The 19,528-nt window shown below is 69.9% G+C and carries 17 protein-coding genes; 8 read left to right on the top strand and 9 right to left on the bottom strand.

Annotation, left to right across the window (positions count from 1 at the left end):
* Positions 1-85: 85 nt before the first annotated feature.
* On the bottom strand, positions 86-1,618 hold the full coding sequence (locus ACK5M9_RS02940) for an amidohydrolase (protein ID WP_416891713.1): 1,533 nt from the start codon (positions 1,616-1,618) through the stop codon (positions 86-88).
* 252 nt (positions 1,619-1,870) lie between these two features.
* Here ACK5M9_RS02940 and ACK5M9_RS02935 point away from each other — a divergent pair, with 252 nt between their 5' ends.
* Entirely contained in the window at positions 1,871-3,658 is a 1,788-nt protein-coding gene (locus ACK5M9_RS02935) for a DUF389 domain-containing protein (RefSeq protein WP_416891702.1), read from the top strand.
* A gap of 66 nt (positions 3,659-3,724) precedes the next feature.
* On the opposite strand, the gene ACK5M9_RS02930 is transcribed toward ACK5M9_RS02935, so the two are convergent.
* Positions 3,725-4,105 (bottom strand): PPOX class F420-dependent oxidoreductase, encoded by a 381-nt coding sequence (locus tag ACK5M9_RS02930; protein ID WP_416891701.1) that lies wholly within the window; start codon positions 4,103-4,105, stop codon positions 3,725-3,727.
* Positions 4,106-4,327: 222 nt separating this feature from the next.
* Positions 4,328-5,077, bottom strand: coding sequence for an SDR family NAD(P)-dependent oxidoreductase (locus tag ACK5M9_RS02925; RefSeq protein ID WP_416891700.1), 750 nt, complete (start codon positions 5,075-5,077; stop codon positions 4,328-4,330).
* 35 nt (positions 5,078-5,112) lie between these two features.
* On the opposite strand from ACK5M9_RS02925, the gene ACK5M9_RS02920 reads away from it, so the two are divergent.
* From ACK5M9_RS02920 to ACK5M9_RS02905, 4 genes are all read left to right on the top strand, one after another.
* Positions 5,113-5,523, top strand: coding sequence for a F420-dependent biliverdin reductase (locus tag ACK5M9_RS02920; protein ID WP_416891699.1), 411 nt, complete (start codon positions 5,113-5,115; stop codon positions 5,521-5,523).
* Between the two features lie 159 nt (positions 5,524-5,682).
* A complete protein-coding gene (locus ACK5M9_RS02915) occupies positions 5,683-5,997 on the top strand; it encodes a DUF2563 family protein (protein ID WP_416891698.1) in 315 nt (104 codons plus the stop codon).
* Between the two features lie 2 nt (positions 5,998-5,999).
* Positions 6,000-8,348 (top strand): hypothetical protein, encoded by a 2,349-nt coding sequence (locus tag ACK5M9_RS02910; protein ID WP_416891697.1) that lies wholly within the window; start codon positions 6,000-6,002, stop codon positions 8,346-8,348.
* A 279-nt stretch (positions 8,349-8,627) separates the two neighbouring features.
* Entirely contained in the window at positions 8,628-9,656 is a 1,029-nt protein-coding gene (locus ACK5M9_RS02905) for a hypothetical protein (protein ID WP_416891696.1), read from the top strand.
* 35 nt (positions 9,657-9,691) lie between these two features.
* Here ACK5M9_RS02905 and ACK5M9_RS02900 read toward each other — a convergent pair whose 3' ends face one another.
* A complete protein-coding gene (locus ACK5M9_RS02900; protein ID WP_416891695.1) occupies positions 9,692-10,198 on the bottom strand; it encodes a hypothetical protein in 507 nt (168 codons plus the stop codon).
* Positions 10,199-10,966: 768 nt separating this feature from the next.
* On the opposite strand from ACK5M9_RS02900, the gene ACK5M9_RS02895 reads away from it, so the two are divergent.
* Together ACK5M9_RS02895 and ACK5M9_RS02890 are read left to right on the top strand one after the other, a co-directional pair.
* Complete coding sequence (locus ACK5M9_RS02895) at positions 10,967-11,725, top strand: DUF5631 domain-containing protein (RefSeq protein WP_416891694.1); 759 nt, start codon at positions 10,967-10,969, stop codon at positions 11,723-11,725.
* A gap of 180 nt (positions 11,726-11,905) precedes the next feature.
* The gene (locus tag ACK5M9_RS02890) at positions 11,906-12,322 is read left to right on the top strand and encodes a type II toxin-antitoxin system VapC family toxin (RefSeq protein ID WP_416891712.1); all 417 of its coding nucleotides are present in this window, start codon (positions 11,906-11,908) and stop codon (positions 12,320-12,322) included.
* A gap of 39 nt (positions 12,323-12,361) precedes the next feature.
* Here the strand turns inward: ACK5M9_RS02890 and ACK5M9_RS02885 are convergent, their stop codons facing one another.
* A complete protein-coding gene (locus ACK5M9_RS02885) occupies positions 12,362-13,486 on the bottom strand; it encodes a M24 family metallopeptidase (protein ID WP_416891693.1) in 1,125 nt (374 codons plus the stop codon).
* 40 nt (positions 13,487-13,526) lie between these two features.
* On the opposite strand from ACK5M9_RS02885, the gene ACK5M9_RS02880 reads away from it, so the two are divergent.
* Positions 13,527-14,498, top strand: a complete 972-nt coding sequence (locus ACK5M9_RS02880) for a 5'-3' exonuclease (protein WP_416891692.1) — start codon at positions 13,527-13,529, stop codon at positions 14,496-14,498.
* Positions 14,499-14,514: 16 nt separating this feature from the next.
* On the opposite strand, the gene ACK5M9_RS02875 is transcribed toward ACK5M9_RS02880, so the two are convergent.
* The 4 genes from ACK5M9_RS02875 to tatA form a co-directional block, all read right to left on the bottom strand.
* Positions 14,515-15,339: a DUF4333 domain-containing protein gene (locus tag ACK5M9_RS02875; protein WP_416891691.1), complete on the bottom strand. Its 825-nt coding sequence runs from the start codon at positions 15,337-15,339 to the stop codon at positions 14,515-14,517.
* A gap of 123 nt (positions 15,340-15,462) precedes the next feature.
* Positions 15,463-18,285 (bottom strand): DEAD/DEAH box helicase, encoded by a 2,823-nt coding sequence (locus ACK5M9_RS02870; protein WP_416891690.1) that lies wholly within the window; start codon positions 18,283-18,285, stop codon positions 15,463-15,465.
* On the bottom strand, positions 18,269-19,225 hold the full coding sequence (gene tatC, locus ACK5M9_RS02865) for a twin-arginine translocase subunit TatC (RefSeq protein ID WP_416891711.1): 957 nt from the start codon (positions 19,223-19,225) through the stop codon (positions 18,269-18,271). Before tatC ends, ACK5M9_RS02870 begins: the two co-directional genes overlap by 17 nt.
* Before the next feature lie 25 nt (positions 19,226-19,250).
* Positions 19,251-19,523: a Sec-independent protein translocase subunit TatA gene (gene tatA / locus ACK5M9_RS02860; RefSeq protein WP_416891689.1), complete on the bottom strand. Its 273-nt coding sequence runs from the start codon at positions 19,521-19,523 to the stop codon at positions 19,251-19,253.
* Between the last annotated feature and the right edge of the window lie 5 nt (positions 19,524-19,528).

Raw genomic sequence — 19,528 nt, 5'->3', positions numbered from 1 at the left:
GGCCGTGCCCCCCGTGCCCCCCGTGCCCCCCGTGCCCCCCGTGCCCCCCGTGTCGCCCGTGTCGCCGTTGCCGCCTGCGCCGCGCCTAGCCATGCAGCACCGTTCCCCGGTGCACGGTCTGAAGGCAGCGCGGCAAAGGGTCGCCGTCATCGAGCCGCGGCAGCACCGGAACCCGGGATCGCGGGTCGGTCGACCACCGTTGCACGGCGTCGCGGGGTGCGCTGACGTCAAGGACGCCGGCGTCCCACACCGCGTAGGAGGCGAGCGCACCGGCAACCAGTGTCCCGGTCATACCGTCGCGAACACCGCCGGCTCGCCAGCCGCCGCGGGTGGCGGCAGCGAATGCCGCACGGGCCGATATCCCACTGCCGGGGGTGCGGTGGTGGATCGCCGCCCGCACACTGGCCCACGGCTCGAATCCGGTGACCGGCGCGTCGGAACCAAGGGCAAGGGGCACGCCTTGGGATGCTAACAGTGCCAGCGGGTTGAGCCGGCAACTCCGGTCGGCACCGAGGCGCCGCGCATACATGCCGTCGCCACCGCCCCACAGCGCGTCGAAGTTGGGCTGGACGCTGGCTATGACACCCCACGACCCCAGCTTCGCCGCCTGCTCCGCGGTGACCATCTCCACATGTTCCAGCCGGTGGCCGCAACGGGCAACCGCGGCCACCCCGAGATCGGCCACCACATGCTCCAGCGCGTCGACCACCGCCGAAACCGCGGCGTCGCCGATCACGTGAAAGCCCGCGGTCACCCCCGCCTCGGTACACGCGCGCAGATGGGCTTCGACAGCACCCGGGTCGAGGTGGCAGGCGCCGGTGCAGTCGGAGGCGTCGGCGTAGGGATCGTGCAGCCAGGCCGTCCGAGAACCCAGTGCGCCGTCGACGAACAGATCGCCGGCCAGACCGCGCGCCCCGGTCCGCGACAGCAGGTCGCGGGCCTGCGCCGCCGTGCTCACCGCCTCGCCCCAGTAGCCGATCACCTCGACGCCGCCCTGGCGGGCGGCCAGCTGCCGCCAGTCGTCGATGCCGCCGATCTGCGGTCCCGCACATTCGTGGACCGCGACAATGCCCGCGGCCGCCACCGCCCGCAGCGCGCCGTCGCGGGCGGTGGCTAGTTGTGCGGGATCGAGTAGATCGCGGGCGCCGGCCCGCGCGCTGTGGTGCGCGTCGCCGGACAGGGGCTGCTGGGCGGCATACCCGGTGGTCGAGGCCAGGTCCGGTAGGAGCCGTCGCAGCCCGGTCGAGGCCAGCGCGGAGTGCTCGTCGACGCGAGCCAGGTAGGCGGGCCGATCCCCGAGCACCTCATCCAGCTCGGCGGTGGTCGGCGGTGAGTTCTCAGGCCAGTCCGATTCGTCCCAGCCGTGACCCCACACCAGCCGCCCCGGGTTGGCGGCCGCGTATTCGGCGATCGACCGCAAGCAGTGTGCGCGGGAGCCGGCCGCCCGCAGGTCGAGTCCGTCCAGGGTCAGGCCCGTGGCGCAGAGGTGGATGTGGCTGTCGACGAAACCGGGCGCGACGAACCCACCGGCGAGGTCCTGCACGTCGGCGTCGGGAAACTGGGCTCGGCCGACGTCGTCGCTGCCCAGCCAGGCGATGGTGTCCCCGCGCACCGCCATGGCGGTGGCGTCCGGGTGGGTGGGGCTGTGCACTCGCCCGTTGACGAGCAGCCTGGTGGAAGTTCGCGTCACACGGCAAAACTACGGGGAGCGGTACGAGGGCTGGTAGTCGAGCCGGGCGCCCTGCAATTGACCCCTGCAATCGACCCGGACGCACGATACACTACGAGCCACGGGGTATGAGGTTGCATTTCGGCCACAACTCCGGCGCGTCGCTATTTAGATAATGTGTGTGGTTGCCACACTGCCAACATGCGTCTCCACCAGGCGATTTCGGCTCCCCCGAATCCAGCCCTGACCTTCGACTTTCGACAGGCGACAGAACCGATGACGGTGGAATCACCGGCAACGCCGGGTGGCGGCTCCCAGCCGCCGCTCGCCGGTGGCGGCTGTACCGGGACGGCAGCCGCTCCGAAGCCCAGGAGATTCAGGACGATCCTGTGGCGGCCAAAACCGATACCCGATGACGAGCGCCACGACATCCTCGACACGCTGATGGTGGCTCCCTCGGGGGGCGCACTGGGCCGATTCGCGGCGTTGATGTTCCTGTCGAGCATGGTCGCCGCGGTCGGGCTGCTGCAGAATTCGGCGGCGGTGGTGATCGGCGCAATGATGATCGCGCCCCTGATGGCGCCGATGATGGGGATGGCTGCCTGCCTGGTCATGGGCTGGGTGCGCCGACTATTCCCGGTGCTCGCCCTGGTTTTGCTGTCGGCTGCCGGTTCCGTGGCTGTGGGCTGGGTGGCCGCTACCCTACTGCCCGCGACCGGGGCCGGGCTGCCCGCGGAGGTGATCTCGCGATCCAGCCCGGACATCCGCGACCTGTTCGTGGCCATGGGAGCCGGCGCTGTCGGGGCACTGGCCACCATCAACAAGAAGATCTCCTCGGCGCTGCCGGGTGTGGCGGTCGCGGTGGCGGTCGTTCCGCCGCTGGCTTCAGTGGGTGTGCTGCTCGGCCGGGGGCAACCGCAATTGGCACGCGGCGCGGCGCTGCTGTTCTCCTCGAACCTGGTGGGCATCGTGTTGATGGCCGCATTGGTATTCCTGTTGAGCGGGCTGGTCCCGCGGGACAACTTCCGCACGCACGGCCACCACATCGTGGCATCCCTGACGATGGCCATCATCGGCGCCGCAGCGGTGGCGATGATCCTCACCCCACGGTTCATCGCCCTCACCGGCCATGCGCGTGACCTCGAGGTTGCCACCGAGACGCTGACGAGCATGCTCAGCCCGGGCAGTGTGCTCAGCCACATCACGGCCTCGGGCAGCACCGTGCGCGCCGAGGTCACCAGCCCCACGTCTCCCCCGCCGGTCCAGACGGTGGCCGCCAGCCTCAGCCGCGCCCTGGGGCACCCGGTCACGGTGGAGCTGAGTTGGATTCCGCTGCACGACCCCGAACAGAGCCGGCCGAAAACCCCCCAGGTGCCGCTGAACGAACTCGGCCCGGTGATCCGGAGTTGGCTGGCCGGCCAGTCGCTGACGTTGCAGGGGCTCAGCTATGAGTCGGGGACCCTGGTCGTGGCGACAAACGGGCCGTTCCCGCCGAAGAAGTCCGAAGACCTGACGTCGCTGATCAACACGCGATTCAACACCGTGATCCCGGTCAGTCTGGCCTGGACCCGCACCCCGGATTCCCGCCGGTCCGATGAAACCAAGACCGCCCTCGACGCCGTGCGGTCCACCGCCGGAGCGTGGGCCGCCAAGCGCTCGGACACCTCGGTCCTGAGTATCTCGGGTACCTCCAGCGCTGTCACCGTCACTCTGATCGGCCCGACCAAACCCGACACCGAAGCACTGCAAGCGGACTTGCAGACCGCGTTGCCGCAGACCACGATCACCATTCAGTGGATATCCGGTGGGGTGCTGGTGGTCGCCACGCCCACGCCGGTCGCGACACCCGCGTCTTCGGCAGCGCCCACGCCTTCGGCGGCGCCCGGGCCCTCGGCAATGCCCACGCCTTCGGCAGCGCCCGCGGCGCCGACAGGTAGCGCCGGCGCGCCGGCGCCGGGAACCCGTGTCATCCCGCCGCCTGTGCCCTGAGCCCTGCCCGCCGCCCCTCCGGTGCCGGGCGGCTCAACTCGGCTGGATCTCGGGCGGAACCGGCGCTCAGACCACCCTGAGTTCGAGTCCTACGTTGCGGTCCATGCCTCCGCGCAGCTTGCTGAACATGTTGAAGACCTTGCCGACGACGCCGTAGCGGCTGCCGATCGCGTCGTAGACGGCCCCGGTCTGGGAGGTGTCGAGGATGGCCGCGGTCCCTTCGACGGACTCGCTTTTCGGACGCCCGCGCATGTCGCAGATGGCCAGGGTGATCCGCGGTGTGTTGCGGATCCGCTTGACCTTCCACGACGTGGCCTCGGTGATGACCAGCAGACGGTCGCCGTCGGCCGCCGCCCAGATGGGGACCGGCTTGGGCCGACCGTCCTTGGTGAACGTGGTGAGCAGGAGGTATTGCGCCTTGGCCAGGTCGGCGAACGTCGGAGTCACGACGCCAAATCTAGACGAATCCAGACGGTAGGGGCAGTTGAGTTCATCCTGCGTCCAGGGCGGTGGTGGTCGGCGTGTCGTCGCCGTGGACGCAGAGTCACCGCCACTGCCCAGCCCCCTGAGCATTCACTCTGCGCCCAGGGCACGGCCTACCCGCACTTCTGCGCCACAGGCGCAGTGTCAATGGGCAAGTGGCGGAGGGTCACCGGGACACGCCGGTGATCATCGCGGCATCCGGCGCCATACGGCTTGCGGCAGCAACTTCAGCAGGGCGAACATCGGCCGCAGTGCCCACGGAATCCAGACACTGCGCCGTCCCCGGGCCAGCGCCCGGGCTGTGGCCGCGGCGACCTGCCGAGGCGTGCTCGACAGCGGTGCCGCGGTCATGCCCTCGGTCATTCGTCCGATCACGAAACCGGGCCGAGCCACCAACAGCCGGACACCGGTGCCGTGCAGGGCATCGCCCAACGCGGTGGCGAAGCCGTCCAGGCCGGCCTTGGCCGAGCCGTAGACGTAGTTGGCGCGGCGCACCCGGACGCCGGCCACCGAGGAGAACACCACCAGTGAACCCCGTCCCGCCGGGCGCATCGCATTCGCCAGATGGGTGAGCAGGCTGATCTGGGCGACGTAGTCGGTGTGCACGATGGCGACGGCGTGCGCCGCGTCGGCTTCCGCCCGGGTCTGGTCGCCGAGAATCCCGAAGGCCAGCACCGCCGTCCCGATAGGTCCGTACCCGGTGACGATCCGCTCCACGAGGGGGCCGTGCGAGCCCAGATCATCGGCGTCGAACTCCTCGGTGTGCACCGCGGCCGCTCCGGCTGCGCGCAGCGCGGACACCTCGTCGCCGAGCCGGTCGGCAGTGCGCGCGGCCAGCACCAGCACCGCCCCCGGAGCCAGGAGCTGCGCGAGTTCAATCCCGATCTGGCTGCGGCCGCCGAAAATTACCACCGCGCCAACGTCCGTGTCGTCCACGGCAGTGATTATCGCCTGCGCTAGCGTGAGGGCCCATGGCCAAGACCACTGCGCGGCTGACCGACGACGCACTGGCGTTTCTCACCGAACGCCACCTGGCCATGTTGACGACGTTGCGCACCGACAACTCGCCGCACGTGGTGGCGGTCGGCTTCACCTTCGACCCCAAAACGCACATAGCCCGGGTGATCACCAACGGCGGTTCGCAGAAGGCCGTCAACGCCGAACGCGGCGGTGTGGCGGTGCTCAGCCAGGTCGACGGCGCCCGGTGGCTGTCGCTGGAAGGCCGGGCGGCGGTGCACAAGGACGTCGATTCGGTGCACGACGCGGAACTGCGTTACGCCCAGCGCTATCGCACCCCGCGGGTCAATCCGCGGCGGGTGGTCATCGAGGTCCACATCGAGCGGGTGCTGGGCTCGCCGCACCTGCTGGCCCGGGTCGAGTAGCACCGGGCGGTGCACCGGCGGGCGCCGGCCGTCGGGCGTCGGTGAATTGCGGGTGCGCCGGGCCGGTATTAGCCTCGCCAGCGTTTCCGGTCCGTGTCAACGCGCCAATGGGTTCGTGCGTCGCCGCGTCGTCGCCGACGCCACTGAGGGGGATCAGCGATGTTCGTTGACAGCGGGTTATTGCGTGCCGGCGCGAGCGCGGTCGGCCACGCGGGCGACCATGCCCGCCGAGGCGCCGATTGCCTTGCCCCGGTTGCGCTTTCGCCGGGGGTTTTCGGCGACTTCGCCGCGGCCGACTCGTTTCACCGGGCGGCGCGGTCAGCCCGGGATCGGCACCGACTGACCATGGCCACCCACGGCGAAACCCTGGCCTCGATCGGCGACCGGGCGCACCTCGCCGCCGCAGGATTCACCGGCATGGAGGTCGGCAACGCCGATGCGCTGCGGGTGATTCGATGCGCCTGCACTACATAAGCGTGACGAAGCTGGTCTCGGCCGCCGGCGGAGATCCGTGGGCGGTCGACACCACCCTGCAGCGCGGCCGCCCCGCAGAGATCTCGTCGCTGGCTCAGGCGTTTCACGATGCCGGCAACGGCGCGAGTGCCGCCGACATCGCATTCGCCGACGCACGCAGCCGCTTCGAGCGTGCGTGGAACCGCGAGACCGGCGAACATCCGATCAACGACGCGGCCGAGGTCGAACAGGTCACCCGAACCCTCGCCGATCAGGTCGCGCAGCTGCCGAAGATCGCAGCAGACCTCGAAACGGTGGCAGCGATTCTGGCCGAGGCGCAGCGGGCCTCCCGCGGCCAGATCAGCACACTGGAACACCGGCTGGAAGCCATCGATCGACAGCTCGGCGAAGCCTACGAACTCCTGCGCGCCGGACACCTGGCCATGGCGCGGGAATGGGCGCTCGACGACATCGTCGACGGCTTCGAACACGACGCCGTCAACGACACCGTCGCGGCACTCGACCGGGTGAATCGGATCCGGGACCGGTATTCGGAATCGCTGCACCGCTCGATGACCGCGCTGCGCGACCAGGACGGGTATGACGCGACTCTGGTCACCGGTCTGGCTGCCGTCGAACCCGCGGGGCAGGCCGGAGCAGAGCGAGACGTTCACGCCGCCCTGGCCGGCGATGTGGCGGCGGCAGAGCGGGTCAACGCCGTCCTGGATTCGATAACCGCCGAACAGCGTGCGGGGGGCACCCCGCTGACCGCTGAGCAGGCCGGCGTGCTCGGTCAGCTGCAGGCTCAACAGCACGGGATGTCGATCGACGCGCTGTGGTCCGCCGAACAACGCCTCGGCGACCAGCGCGAAATGATCGGCAATTCATGGCAGTTGATGAGCAACACCGCGATCCTGTTTCCCGCGACGGAGCCCACGTCCGGTGCATCGCCGGGTTCGGAGTTGCTCAACGGCGGTGCCCAGCGACTGCCCGGCAGTGTCGAAACCGCGCTCACCACACCCTGGGTGCTTTCGGTCGGCGGTATGTCGATCATCGGCAACGTCGTCAAAGACGGCAACCCGGCATTCCAGACCAACACCGAATTGGATCGCACGATGATCCGCCGGGCCTCGGCTGCGATGGCCACCCCGGACTGGCGTCGCGACCCGGCCAGCAACGGGCGGAGCAGCCTGCGGGACAACCCGTTCGATCCGGTGGTTGCAGGCGTTCTGGCCGCGGCATCACCGGACCACCGGGCGGTGCACGACATGCTTACCGGACCCGACGGCGCGGCATTCCTCGACAGCCTGACCCGCCACCACTGGTCGGATGGGGGCAAAGCCGTTGGGTCGCTGTTCGATTGGACGCAAAGCGGTGCGCGCGGCCCCGATTCCGCAATCGCCGGTGGGACCGCACGGGCCTACGCGTCATACCTCGGAGCCAACGAACCCCAACTGCTGCACCTGCCCGGCAACCACACCCTGGGCCAGGTGAACCCGGATCTGGTCCGGAGCATAGCCCGCGGACTCACCCCGTACGTCGGCAATATCGCTGGAACGTCAGGTGCGGTAGCGGAATTCGGTGGTTCCCTGGAAAACGGCGAGGGGTCCGCCGCCAGTGGCACGATGGCCGTCGCCAAAGCGGTGTTCTCGGTGCTGAGCACCGACCACGACGCATCCGACCAATTCAACGGCGCCGCCGATCGGCAGGCCCTGCTCGCCGAATCCGGCTACGGGCGTGAGTTTGTGGATCACCCATCGGCCCTGAACAGCTACAACGAGAATCTGCACGACGCGGCGACCCTGCGCGGCCTAGTCGCCGCCGGTGTCCGCAACGCCGCAATCGCCGACGTCGAGAATCATCAACTGTCCGAGGACACCGCGCTGCACACCGAATACGACCACCGGAAGAGCGCATACGAATTGGCCGCCAAAGGACTCAGCGGAGCCGCAGGGTTGATCCCCGGCGTCGGCCCGTCCGCGGGTTTGGGGGTCGGGATGCTCACCACGGCGCTGGAGAACGATGTCGTCGGGCCGGCGCCCACCGGCTCAGCCGCGATCGGCCATCCGCTGCCGGAGATGTCCGTCGGGCAGGCCGATCGCGAGATTCTCAATGCGCTCATCGCCTCCGGGCAGCACGTCCCCGTCCCGGGCGAGTATCTGGTCGACGGCCGGATCGCGACGCTGGACGAATTGGCGGGCAGGGTAAGAAATCTCACATCCGGCCGCTACGACCACGTCCTCAACCGGGCGCTGACCGAGCTGTTCGCGCAGAATTCCGGCGATACCTCCGGCGGGCCGCTCATCGCTGACCGGGACATGATCCTTCGCTACAACGCGGTGATCGCCGACCCGGACCCGCTGCATCGCTAGCGGGCGGGCGAACAGGTGCGCGCCGCGGGCGGCGAACCTGAATTACCCGAAACGCGAATCGGCGCTAGCATCGTGCCGGGAGCCTGGGCACGGCAGCGCTGGGCGCTGGGCGCTGGCGGGTGGCGGGCCTGGGGTCTGGGGTCTGGGGCCTGGAGCCTGGGCGCTGGTGCCTGGGGCCTGGGCGCTGGGGCCTGGGGTCGGGGGCCTTGGGCCTTGGGTCTGGTGCCTGGGGCCTGGCGGCAGACCGGCCTGGCGGGACGGCAGAGCTTGGGGGAAGCAATGAGCGCCGATGGCGACGAGCTGAGAATCAGCCTGGACCAGCTGTCGCAACTGCTCGGCATACCGCCGCCGCCGCTGATCGCCTCCGACGAGTTGGCAATGGGCAGTGCCACCGTCAGCGAGTTGCTGCGGGTGCTCGGTGTGGCCGCCAACGCCGGCGATGCCGCCGACTACGGCGAGGCGCTGGACGGGCATGGCGAGCGAGAAGCGCTGACTAACGACGCGCTCGCCAAATTCCCGTCGAACGAACAGCAGGCGACCGCACAACTGGACGGTGTCGGCGGTTCGGCAGAGATGTCACAGATGTTGCAGCAGGTGCCACAGCTGGCATCGGGCATTGCCGGGGGTATCGCCGGGGCGCTCGGGGGGATCCTGCAGCCGCTGAGCCAGATTCCACAGCAGGCCGCTCAGGCAGGGCAACAAGCGATGCAGATGGGCATGGGGATGCTGCAGAGCGCCGGCGCCGGTGAGGCCGAGGTGCTGCCCGATGAATTGATCGGTGGCGCCGGTGAATTCGGTGACGGTGAATTCGGTGACGGTGAATTCGGTGACGACGGGTTCGGCGGGGGCCCGGGTGGCAGCGGCTTCGGTGTCGGGGGCGCGGGCGGCGGCTTTGCGGGCGGCGGTGGCGGATTCGAGGGGACGACCCCGACCGCATTGCTGGGCCCGCCACCGACACCGACGCCAACGCCGTCACCGTCGCCCGGTACCTTTCCCGCGTCGTCGCAGGCCGCCGCACCGGTGGTCCATCCGGCAGTCGAGGCGCCACCGGTGCAGCGCGGACCGATGGGCGCCATGCCGATGGTGCCGCCGGGGGCCGCACACGGCGCCGGCGGCGCCGGCAAGGCCGCCGCACCGGACACCAAGCGCATCGTCGGACCGACGGTGAAGAACGGCGCGCCGGTGCAGGGACGCATCACCGCGCCGCCGCCCGCACCTACGCCGACCAGGCACACCGACGGGAAACCAATGGCGACGCGGCGCATCCTGCTCCCCGACGCCGTGCGCGACGGCGAAGGCCGAGCCTGACCAGCATGGAATTCCCCGCGGGCACCTGGTCGCAGCTACTCATCGGCGATCAATGGCCCAGCGATCAGGACCTGGCGGCTCTGAGTGCCGGCAAAGCCAACCGCGGTCGACTCGAACGCGAATTCAATCGTTATGCCGATGTGCTCGGCCACGCCGGAACGGGGCCGATAGCCGACCAACGCGGGATCACCGCGGACAATCTCCGAACCGCCTTTTCGCGTGGCGAAGACCAAGTTCGCAGCATTGCGGCGATGAACGCGGCAAAAGCAGCGGCCTACCGGACCGCCCGCGACAGCGTCGTGTGCCTGCGCCAGGATCTCGCGAACCTGGCCGGGAGCGGAAACGAAGAGATCGACAGCATTCAGCAAACCCCGGAGCCGACCGAAGCCAAGATCGCCCAGACTCTCGAGGTAATCCAGCGGTACCGATTGCTCGCCAACGTCGCCTCGGCAAAATGCGGCGGCAACGTACTCGACGCGCTGCAGCGAATCCTCGATGAACAAGGAACCGGGCAATCGGCCCGACAGTTCGCCGATGTCCATGGCCTCGACACCTCGGAAATGTTTCGCCAACCCCGGGACAACCACCCTTCCGGGACTCGCATCCGAGAAATGCTCGATTGCCCAGGCGCGCGGGCGGACTCGACCGGGGAACCGGTAGGCCCGGGCGGCCCGGCGCCCCAGCCGCACCCCGGCAGCCGTCCGCGGTCAAGCGTGAGCGTCGGCGACGCACCGCCGGCGTCGGAGATCGCCCCCGCTGCGGTGTCGACACCCGTACTCGCACCGCCGGCACCGGCGCCGGCCCCCGGCCTGCCATCACCGGCGGCGCCCCGTGCACCCATTGCGCCCCCGCTGCCCCCCGCGCCTACCGCCCCCTCCCTCAGCCCCCGCGAACTCGCACGGAGCTTCTCCAAGGGCCTCGAAGCCGGCGCGCCCCTCTCGGCAGCCGCTTACGCCGTGCCATCGCCACCGATCGCACCGGCGGAGCAGCCCGGGGAGCCCGCCGCCGCCGCACCTCCCCCCGCTGTGTCATCCGGCCACGCGCCGGCGCCGGCATTCGATTCACCCGCACCGCCACACCGCGGGCCAACCTCGGAGCCGTCGCCACCACCGGCAATCGCAGTCGCGCCCGCGGTCGCCGCTGTCGCGCCGCCCGCGCCAATGCCGGTCGCCGGCCCACTGCCGGGCTACGCCGCCGACCTCAGACCCCAGGCCCCGGCCCAGGCCCAGTCCCCGGCCTCGACATCGCTCGCATCGTCGGCGCCGGCCCCTGCCTCACCACCGGCACCCGCCGCGCCGAGTTCGGCGCCGGTGACGTCCGCGGCCGGCCACAGCGGCGCGGGTCATCCCACGGTGCTGCGTCGGCGTCCGCCGGCCGTCCCGGCCCCGCCGCCGGGGGCGGCAGTCGCGGCCCGAGCGGTAGCGGTCTGTGCCGATGCGGCTTCGGCGAACGGCGCTGCCGAAAATCGATTGCGGCGCTTGGTCAACGCCGTCGCCCGCCAACAACCGCGGCTGGCATGGCTGGCCGGTGACCGGGCCGACGACACCACGATCCTGTCGACCGATCTGGCCGGCGGATGGATTCCGCCGGGCATCGATCTGCCTTCCGCGGTGACACTGCCGCACCCCGCACACCGAGACGGCAGCCTGGAATCCCTGCTGGGCGACATCACCGCCGTCGCCAGGTACACACCGACCCAGGACACGCCCGACGGGGACGAACCGCCCGCCACCTCGCCGAGCCCGCGACTCGCCGCCGCCGTCGGCGATCTCGGCTGGGAGCTCACCCAGGCCACCCGGTGGCGCGATGGCCTGCCTCGGCTCGCCCATACGCTCGCCAAGGCCGCCGCCACGGGCACCGGTGTGCTCGATTCCGAGTTGCGGCTGCTGCGCGGGCACATCGAAACCGTCGGCACCACCGTGTTGGACAGTTACCCCGATGACGTCGACGCCCATGATGTCGGGAACTGGCAGCTACTTGCCGGCCTTGAGGCACTGATCGATGGCGACGAAACCGCCGCCAACTACCACCTCGCCTGGTTCCTGGCCGGGAGTCGTCGCGGGCGATGACGGCGTCGCGGTTCCGATCACGCCGCCGACCCGCTCCGCCGACCCGCTCCGGCGACAGCAAGCGAATCACCTCGGCGCGACCGGTGGCCGTCGGCAGTTGAACGCGGCAGCCGCCGGCCGAAGCGGCCGTAGCGATGTCTCCGAGCGCATCGAGGAGATCCTGACTGCCGAGGTCGGACCATAGCGGCAATCGTCGTCGATGCGGGTCCGCTATACGCCTACGTCGACGCCGACGACGCGCACCACGCGTCATCGCTGGAGCTGCTGCAAAGCCATCCGGGTCCGTTGATCGTCCCGACACTCGTGGTCACCGAGGTGGTCTACCTACTGAGTACTCGACTGGGTTACGAGCCCGAGGTGCGGTTCCTCGGCGACTTGGCCGATGGCGCTTTCACCGTCGAACCGCTGGCAGCCGGGGATTGGCTGCGGATCGCGGAACTGGTCGCGAGGTACCGAAGCCTGCCGCTTGACCCCGTCGATGCCTCCGTGGTGGTCACTGCGGAGCGATTGGGGATCGCGGAGATTGCGACTGTCGACCGTCGTCACTTCACCGTTGTCCGACCATGCCGCGCCGAGGCCTTCGCCCTTGTTCCGTGAGCCCCGCCGAGCCGGCGGCCCCAGCCCCACCGCACCTGACTACACCGGCACCACCGTCAGCTCCCGCGGCCGGTTGTTGACCGATACCGCCCCGTCGTCGGTCACGATCACGATGTCCTCGATGCGCGCGCCCCAGCGCCCGGCGAAATAGATTCCGGGCTCGATGGAAAATGCCATGCCGGCGGCCAGCTCCGTATCGTTGCCGGCCACGATGTAGGGCTCCTCGTGCACGCTCAGCCCGATACCGTGCCCGGTGCGGTGCACGAAGTACTCGGCGAGTCCGGCGGCGACAAGCGTGTCGCGGGCGGCGGCGTCGACCCGCGATGCCGTCACCCCCGGGCGCACCGCCTCGAATGCTGCCCGCTGCGCCCGCTGCAGAATCGAATATTGCTGCGCGACAGTACTATCCGGCTCACCTATGCTGTAGGTGCGGGTCGAGTCGGAGTGGTACCCGGGCCGGTAGCTTCCGCCGATGTCGACGACGACGATGTCCCCCCGGGCCAGCCGGCGGTCGGAGTAGCCGTGGTGCGGGTCAGCTCCGTGCGGGCCGGATCCGACGATGACGAACGCCACTTCGGAATGCCCCTCTTCGACGATGGCCTCGGATATGTCGGCGGCAACGTCGGCTTCGCTGCGGCCCGGTAGCAGAAGGCTGGGCACCCGGGCGTGCACCCGGTCGATCGCCGCCCCCGCCTCCCGCAACGCGTCGATCTCAGCCTGCTCCTTGACCATTCGCAATTCCCGCAGCACGCCGGTGGCCAGCGCCGGCATCGCACCCAGTTCGGCCGCCAGCGGCAACAGATGTAGCGCCGGCATGGAATCCGCGACAGCCACCGAACCGGAGGCGCCACCGAGGGCATCGCGCACCAGACGGTAGGGGTCGTCGCCGTCGGCCCAGTCCAGGACGGCCAGTCCCAGGTCCGTCGCGGCCGAGGCTTTCAGGGAGGCCATCTCCAGGCGCGGCAGCACCATCGCCGGGGCACCGGAAGCGGGCACCACCAGTGCCGAAAGCCGCTCGAATGTCTCCGCGCGCGACCCGAGCAGATACCGCAGGTCGTAGCCGGGTGTGATCACCAGCCCGGCCAGGCCCGCCCGGGCGGCCAAGCCGGCCGCGGCGGCCAGCCGCCGGGCATACACCGAGGTTTCGAACCGGTGAGAATCCATGGCAGCCAGGCTAACCGGGCGCCCTGGCAGGATGGGCGGCATGCCCGCCCCGCTACTGCTGCTCGATGGCGCCAGCATGTGGTTCCGCTCCTACTTCGGCGTGCCGTCGGTGATCACGGCGCCCGACGGCCGCCCGGTCAATGCGGTTCGCGGCTTCATCGACTCGATGGCGGTGGTGATCACCCGGCAGCGCCCCTCCCGGCTGGCGGTGTGCCTCGACCTGGACTGGCGCCCGCAATTCCGGGTCGACCTGATCCCGTCGTACAAGGCGCACCGGGTTGCCGAGCTCGAGCGCGAGCCGGAGCCCGGGCCGGCCGGGCAGGCCGACCCCGAAGAAATACCCGACGACCTGACACCGCAGGTCGAGATGATCACCGAACTGCTGGACGCCGTCGGGATCGCGACGGCGGGCGCGCGGGGTTTCGAGGCCGACGACGTCCTGGGGACGCTGGCCGCACGGGAACGCCGCAACCCCGTCGTCGTGGTCAGCGGGGACCGCGACCTGCTGCAGGTGGTGGCCGACGATCCGGTCCCGGTTCGCGTCCTCTACCTGGGCCGGGGGCTGGCCCGGGCCACCCTGTTCGGGCCGGCCGAGGTGGCGGAAAAGTACGGGGTCCCGGTGGATCGCGCCGGAGACGCCTACGCCGAACTGGCGTTGCTGCGCGGCGACCCGTCCGACGGCCTGCCCGGGGTGCCCGGCATCGGCGAGAAGACCGCGGCCGCGCTGCTGACGCAACACCACTCGCTGGCCGATATCCTGGCCGCCGCCGAGAATCCGGAATCCGCCATGGCCAAGGGTGTGCGAGCGAAACTACGTGCCGCCGCCGGCTACATCGAGGCCGCCGGCACCGTGGTGCGGGTCGCCACCGACGCCCCCGTCACACTGTCGACCTCCACCGACAACGTGCCCTCGCGCCCCGTCGACCCGGATCGCACCGCCGAACTGGCGGCCCGCTACGGAGTCGGCTCGTCGATCGCCCGCCTGCGCACGGCGCTCGACGGGCTCTCCTGACGGCTGCCGGGGGAAGCTACTGGGGCCGGCCGACCTCGTAGGTGCCCTTGTCGTCCTGGAAGGTCACCGTGACGTGCTTGGCCGCACCATCGATGCTGACCGTGCAGTCGAAGGTGCCGCCCTTCTTCACGGTCGGGTTCGAGCCGCCGTTGCATTCGACGTCCTTGACGTTCTTGGCGCCGTAGCCGTTGGTGTCGTCGGTGAGGATCTGTTGCACCCCGTCGTTGGCCTTGCTGACGTCCAACTGCGTGGTGACGAAGAACCCGGGAACCAGGAACCCGAGAATCCCCACGGCGAGAAGGAACAGCACGGCGATCCCGCTCGCCACCGCAACCAGCGTTCCCCTGGAGCGTGTCGGTGACCCATCCGGCTGACCCGGCTGACCCGGCTGGTCGGGCTGGCCGTACTGGCCCGGCTGGCCGTACTGGCTCGGCTGGCCGTACTGCGGCGGTTGGCCGTACTGGCTCGGCTGGCCGTACTGCGGCGGTTGGCCGTACTGGCTCGGCTGGCCGTACTGCGGCGGTTGGCCGTACTGGCCCGGTTGGCCGTACTGCGGCGGTTGGCCGTACTGGCCCGGTTGGCCGGACTGCGGCGCGGCGCCGAACTGGGTTTCCTGAGAGCCCAGGTCCGATCCGTAGCCCGGCTGCTGGTAGTTCTGCGGATACGCGGGGTCGGCCGGCGGCTGGTAGCCGGCAGGATATTCCGCCGCCGGATAGGACTGCGCCTGCCAGGTCGCGTCCTGCCCCGCCTGCGGCTGCCAGGCGGACCCCACCGCCGTTGCGTCCGAGGAACCCTGCTCGGGCTGCTGCCACCTCGGGTCTGACCCCTGCGGTCCACTCATCGTCACTCCTCAGTCGAAATCGTCCTGGCCGCCCAACGGCAGTGCAGTCCCGCGGCCATCGCCTGCCGCAACGTTCCCGCACGTTCGGGCACATTCCGAATGCCACCGTAACCTCGGCCAAGCCTACCCGGCGTCAACCGCGACGACGCCGCGCCGGACGTCATTGATCGCGCGCTTGGCGGCGGCCCGCACCTCGGGGTCGGGTGCGGCGATACGCACCTGATCAAGCAGGTCGAGCGCTTGGCGGCACCAGCGGACGAAATCCCCCGCGGATAATCCTGCTGACCGTGCCGGCGACCGCGCCGTTCCGGCGCTCCCGGAATCGGCTGCCGCCAGGGCCGCCGCCAGGTCGCCGGTGCGGGCCCACCGGTAGACAGCCCGGACGAAGCCGTCGTCGGGTTCGCGACTGAGGGCGATCCGGTGCGTCTGCTCGTCGGCACGCAACGCCGACGACATCCGCAGTGTCGCGACCAGCGCCCTGCGCAACGCTGGCGTGGGGCTTTCCGAGCCGAACGGCGCGCCGGAGCCATGGCCGTCGCCGCCGCGCGTCTCGTAGAGCACCGTGGACACCACCGCCGCCAGCTCGGCCGGTTTCAGGCCCGACCACGCACCGGTGCGCAGGCACTCGGCCACCAGCAGGTCGCTCTCGCTGTAGATGCGCGCCAGCAGCCGGCCGTCATCGGTGACCCGAGGGTCGGTCGCCGAGCCCCGGATGAACTCGCGCTCGGTGAGCAGCCCGACGATCCGGTCGAAGGTGCGCGCCAGGGAGTTGGTGGCGGCGGCCACCTTGGCGTCGAGTTGCGCGTTGTCTCGCTCGATGCGCAGGTAGCGCTCGGCCTGGCGCACGCGTTCCTGCACGCCGGCCTCGCCGTGGCAGGGATGGCGTCGCAGTTGCTCGCGCAGTGCGGACAATTCGGGGTCGTAGTGGGCGTCCTCCTCGTCGCGCCGCACCTTGGGGATCGTCAGCCCTTCGGTGGCCGACCGCAGCGCCGAAGCCAGGTCGCGGCGCACCCGCGGCTGGCGGTGTTCGACGCGCTTGGGTAGCGACATCGACCCGACCGGCGGTGTCGCTCCGGAATAGTCGGCGCAGGAGATCCGCCCCGCCCAGCGGTGTTCGGTCAGCACCAGCGGTCGCGGATCGGCGGCGTCGCGAGCGGATTCCAGGACGACAGCGAGCCCGCCGCGCCGTCCGTGGCTGATGGTGATGATGTCGCCGCGGCGCAGCGCGGCCAGTGCGTCGCTGGCCGCCTGGCGGCGCTGCAGCCGCGAGGCGCGCGCCTGGGAGCGTTCGCGCTCGGAGATCCGGGCGCGCAGCCGGGTGTATTCGAGGACGGGCGCCCGATGTCCGCCGAGGTCGCCGGCGATCTCGTCGAGCATCTTTTTTCCGCGTTCGACACCGCGGACCAGGCCGCTGACCGACCTGTCGGCCTGGTATTGGGCAAACGACTGCTCAAGTAGCCGGTGGGCCTGCTCGGGCCCCAGCTGCTGCACAAGGTTGATCGTCATGTTGTACGACGGTGCAAAGGAACTTCGCAGCCCGAACGTGCGGGTGGAGGCCAGGCTCGCGATTTCCGACGGCTCCGCGGTGGCCTCGCCGGGGTGCCAGAGCACCACGGCATGACCTTCGACGTCGATACCGCGCCGACCGGCCCGGCCGGTCAGCTGGGTGTACTCCCCCGGTGTCAGCGGCATGTGCTGTTCGCCGTTGAACTTCACCAGCTTCTCCAGCACCACTGTGCGGGCCGGCATGTTGATACCCAGCGCCAGGGTCTCGGTGGCGAAGACGGCCTTCACCAGGCCGGCGGTGAACAGTTCTTCGACCGTGTGGCGAAACACGGGCAGCATCCCGGCGTGGTGGGCGGCCAGCCCCCGCAGCAGGCCTTCGCGCCACTCGTAGTAGCCCAGTACCGCCAGATCCACCTCGGCCAGGTCGCCGCAGCGGTGCTCGATCACCTCGGCGATCTGGGCGCGCTCGGTGTCGGTGGTCAGCTGCAGCGGTGAACGCAGGCACTGCTGCACGGCTGCATCGCAGCCGACCCGGGAGAACACGAACGTGATCGCCGGCAGCAATCCGGCGGCATCGAGCGTGGCGATCACATCGGGCCGCGCGGGCATGCGGTAGAAGCGGGGCCGTCCGCCGGATCGTCCGGCACCTCCGCGCCCCCCGTGCCGACGGGGCCCGCGCCAGTCCGACAGCCGGTCGGCTTCCCGGCGGTGGGCGATGTGGCGCACCAGGTCGGTATTGACGTGCGGTACCGCATCGGCCGGTTTCCCGGTCCCCGCTCCGGCCCCGTCGCGGTAGTCGAACAGGTCGAACAGCCTCTTGCCCACCAGCACGTGCTGCCACAGCGGCACCGGCCGGTGCTCGTCGACGACCACCGTGGTGTCACCGCGCACCGTTTGGATCCAGCCGCCGAATTCTTCGGCGTTGCTCACTGTCGCCGACAGGCTGACCAGGCGCACCTCCTCGGGCAGATGGAGGATGACCTCTTCCCAGACGGCGCCACGCATCCGGTCCGCCAGGAAATGCACCTCGTCCATGACGACGTGGGAAAGTCCTTGCAACGCAGGAGAATCCGCGTACAGCATGTTGCGCAGCACCTCGGTGGTCATCACCACCACCGGCGCATCTGAGTTGACCGACAGGTCGCCGGTCAGCAGCCCGATGCGTTCCTTGCCGTAGCGGGCGGTCAGGTCGGTGTGCTTCTGGTTGCTCAGGGCCTTCAGCGGTGTGGTGTAGAAACACTTGCCGCCACCGGCCAGCGCCAGGTGCACGGCGAATTCGCCGACCACCGTCTTGCCGGCGCCGGTGGGTGCGCAGACCAGCACGCCGTGGCCGTGTTCCAGCGCGGCACAGGCCCGCCGCTGGAACCCGTCGAGTGTGAAGGAGAGCTCGCCGGTGAACCGGTCCAGCTCGGGCAGCTCGGGCTCAGGTGACGTCGTCATGGGTTCCGCTGATCGCCGACGGCGTCGGTATGGGTGCTGCCGGCTCGATGACCGACGCCTGATCATCGGGGATTTCGACGGCTGCATCCCGTTTGGCTTTGCGCTTGTCGTGCAGCCGGGCGATCTGGATGGCGAACTCCAGCAGAACCGTCAGCGCCAGCCCCAGCGCAGTCATCGAGAACGGATCGGATCCGGGGGTGAACACCGCCGCGAACAGGAACATCGCAAAGATCAGGCCCCGCCGCCACTCCTTGAGCCGCTGGTAGGTCAGCATGCCCACGAAGTTGAGCATCACGATCAGCAGCGGAAACTCGAAGCTGACCCCGAACACCACCAGCAGATTGATCAGGAAACCGAAATACCGGTCGCCGGACAACGCGGTCACCTGAACGTCGCTGCCGACGGTCAACAGGAAACCCAGAGCTTTCGACAGCACCAGGTAGGCCAGCACCGAACCGGCGAGGAACAGCACCGCGGCGGGGACCACGAAAGCAACGGCGAACCGGCGCTCCTTCTTGTAGAGCCCAGGGGTGATGAACGCCCAGAGTTCGTAGAACCACACCGGACAGGCCAGCACCACCCCCGCGGTCATGCCAACCTTCAGACGCAGCATGAACTGGTCGAACGGCGCGGTGGCCAACAGCCGGCACTGCCCGTCGGCGCTGATACTGGCCCGTGCGGACGGGGGCAGCGCACAGTAGGGGTGGCGCAGCCACTCCCCGAGGCTGTCCAGCCCGAAAATCGGATGCGAATACCAGATGAAGCCGAAAATCGTGGTCACCACGATCACGGCCAGCGAGACGAGCAACCGGGCGCGCAGTTCGGTCAGGTGATCGACCAGCGACATGGTCGCGTCGGGGTTGACGCGACTGCGCCGGTTGCGCAGGTTGAGCCGTTTGAGAGAACCAAGGGTGCGCGCCGAGACCCCGGAACCTTTCACCACACTCGGTCAGCGCGCCGCCGGGCTAAGCCCGACGGGCCTGGTCCTGCCCCTGCTCGGCGCCCTCCGCCGGGTCGACACGCTGGGCTTGCACCGGCGTTGGGGCGACGGCGGGAGGCGCCGGGGGTTGCGGGGGCGTGTCGGGGCGGTTCTCGCTCTGCATCTCGCGGACCTCGGATTTGAAGATCCGCAACGATTTACCGAGCGAGCGCGCCGCGTCGGGGAGCCGCTTGGAACCGAACAGCACGATCACCACGATCGCCAGAATCAGCCAGTGCCACGGTTGAAGACCGCCCACTTCGA

It is taken from the genome of Mycobacterium sp., from assembly GCF_047975165.1.
In the GTDB taxonomy this organism is placed as follows: Bacteria; Actinomycetota; Actinomycetes; order Mycobacteriales; family Mycobacteriaceae; genus Mycobacterium.
The sequence above is the reverse complement of the archived record's forward strand: the minus strand, read 5'-3'. Positions and strand labels throughout refer to the sequence as shown.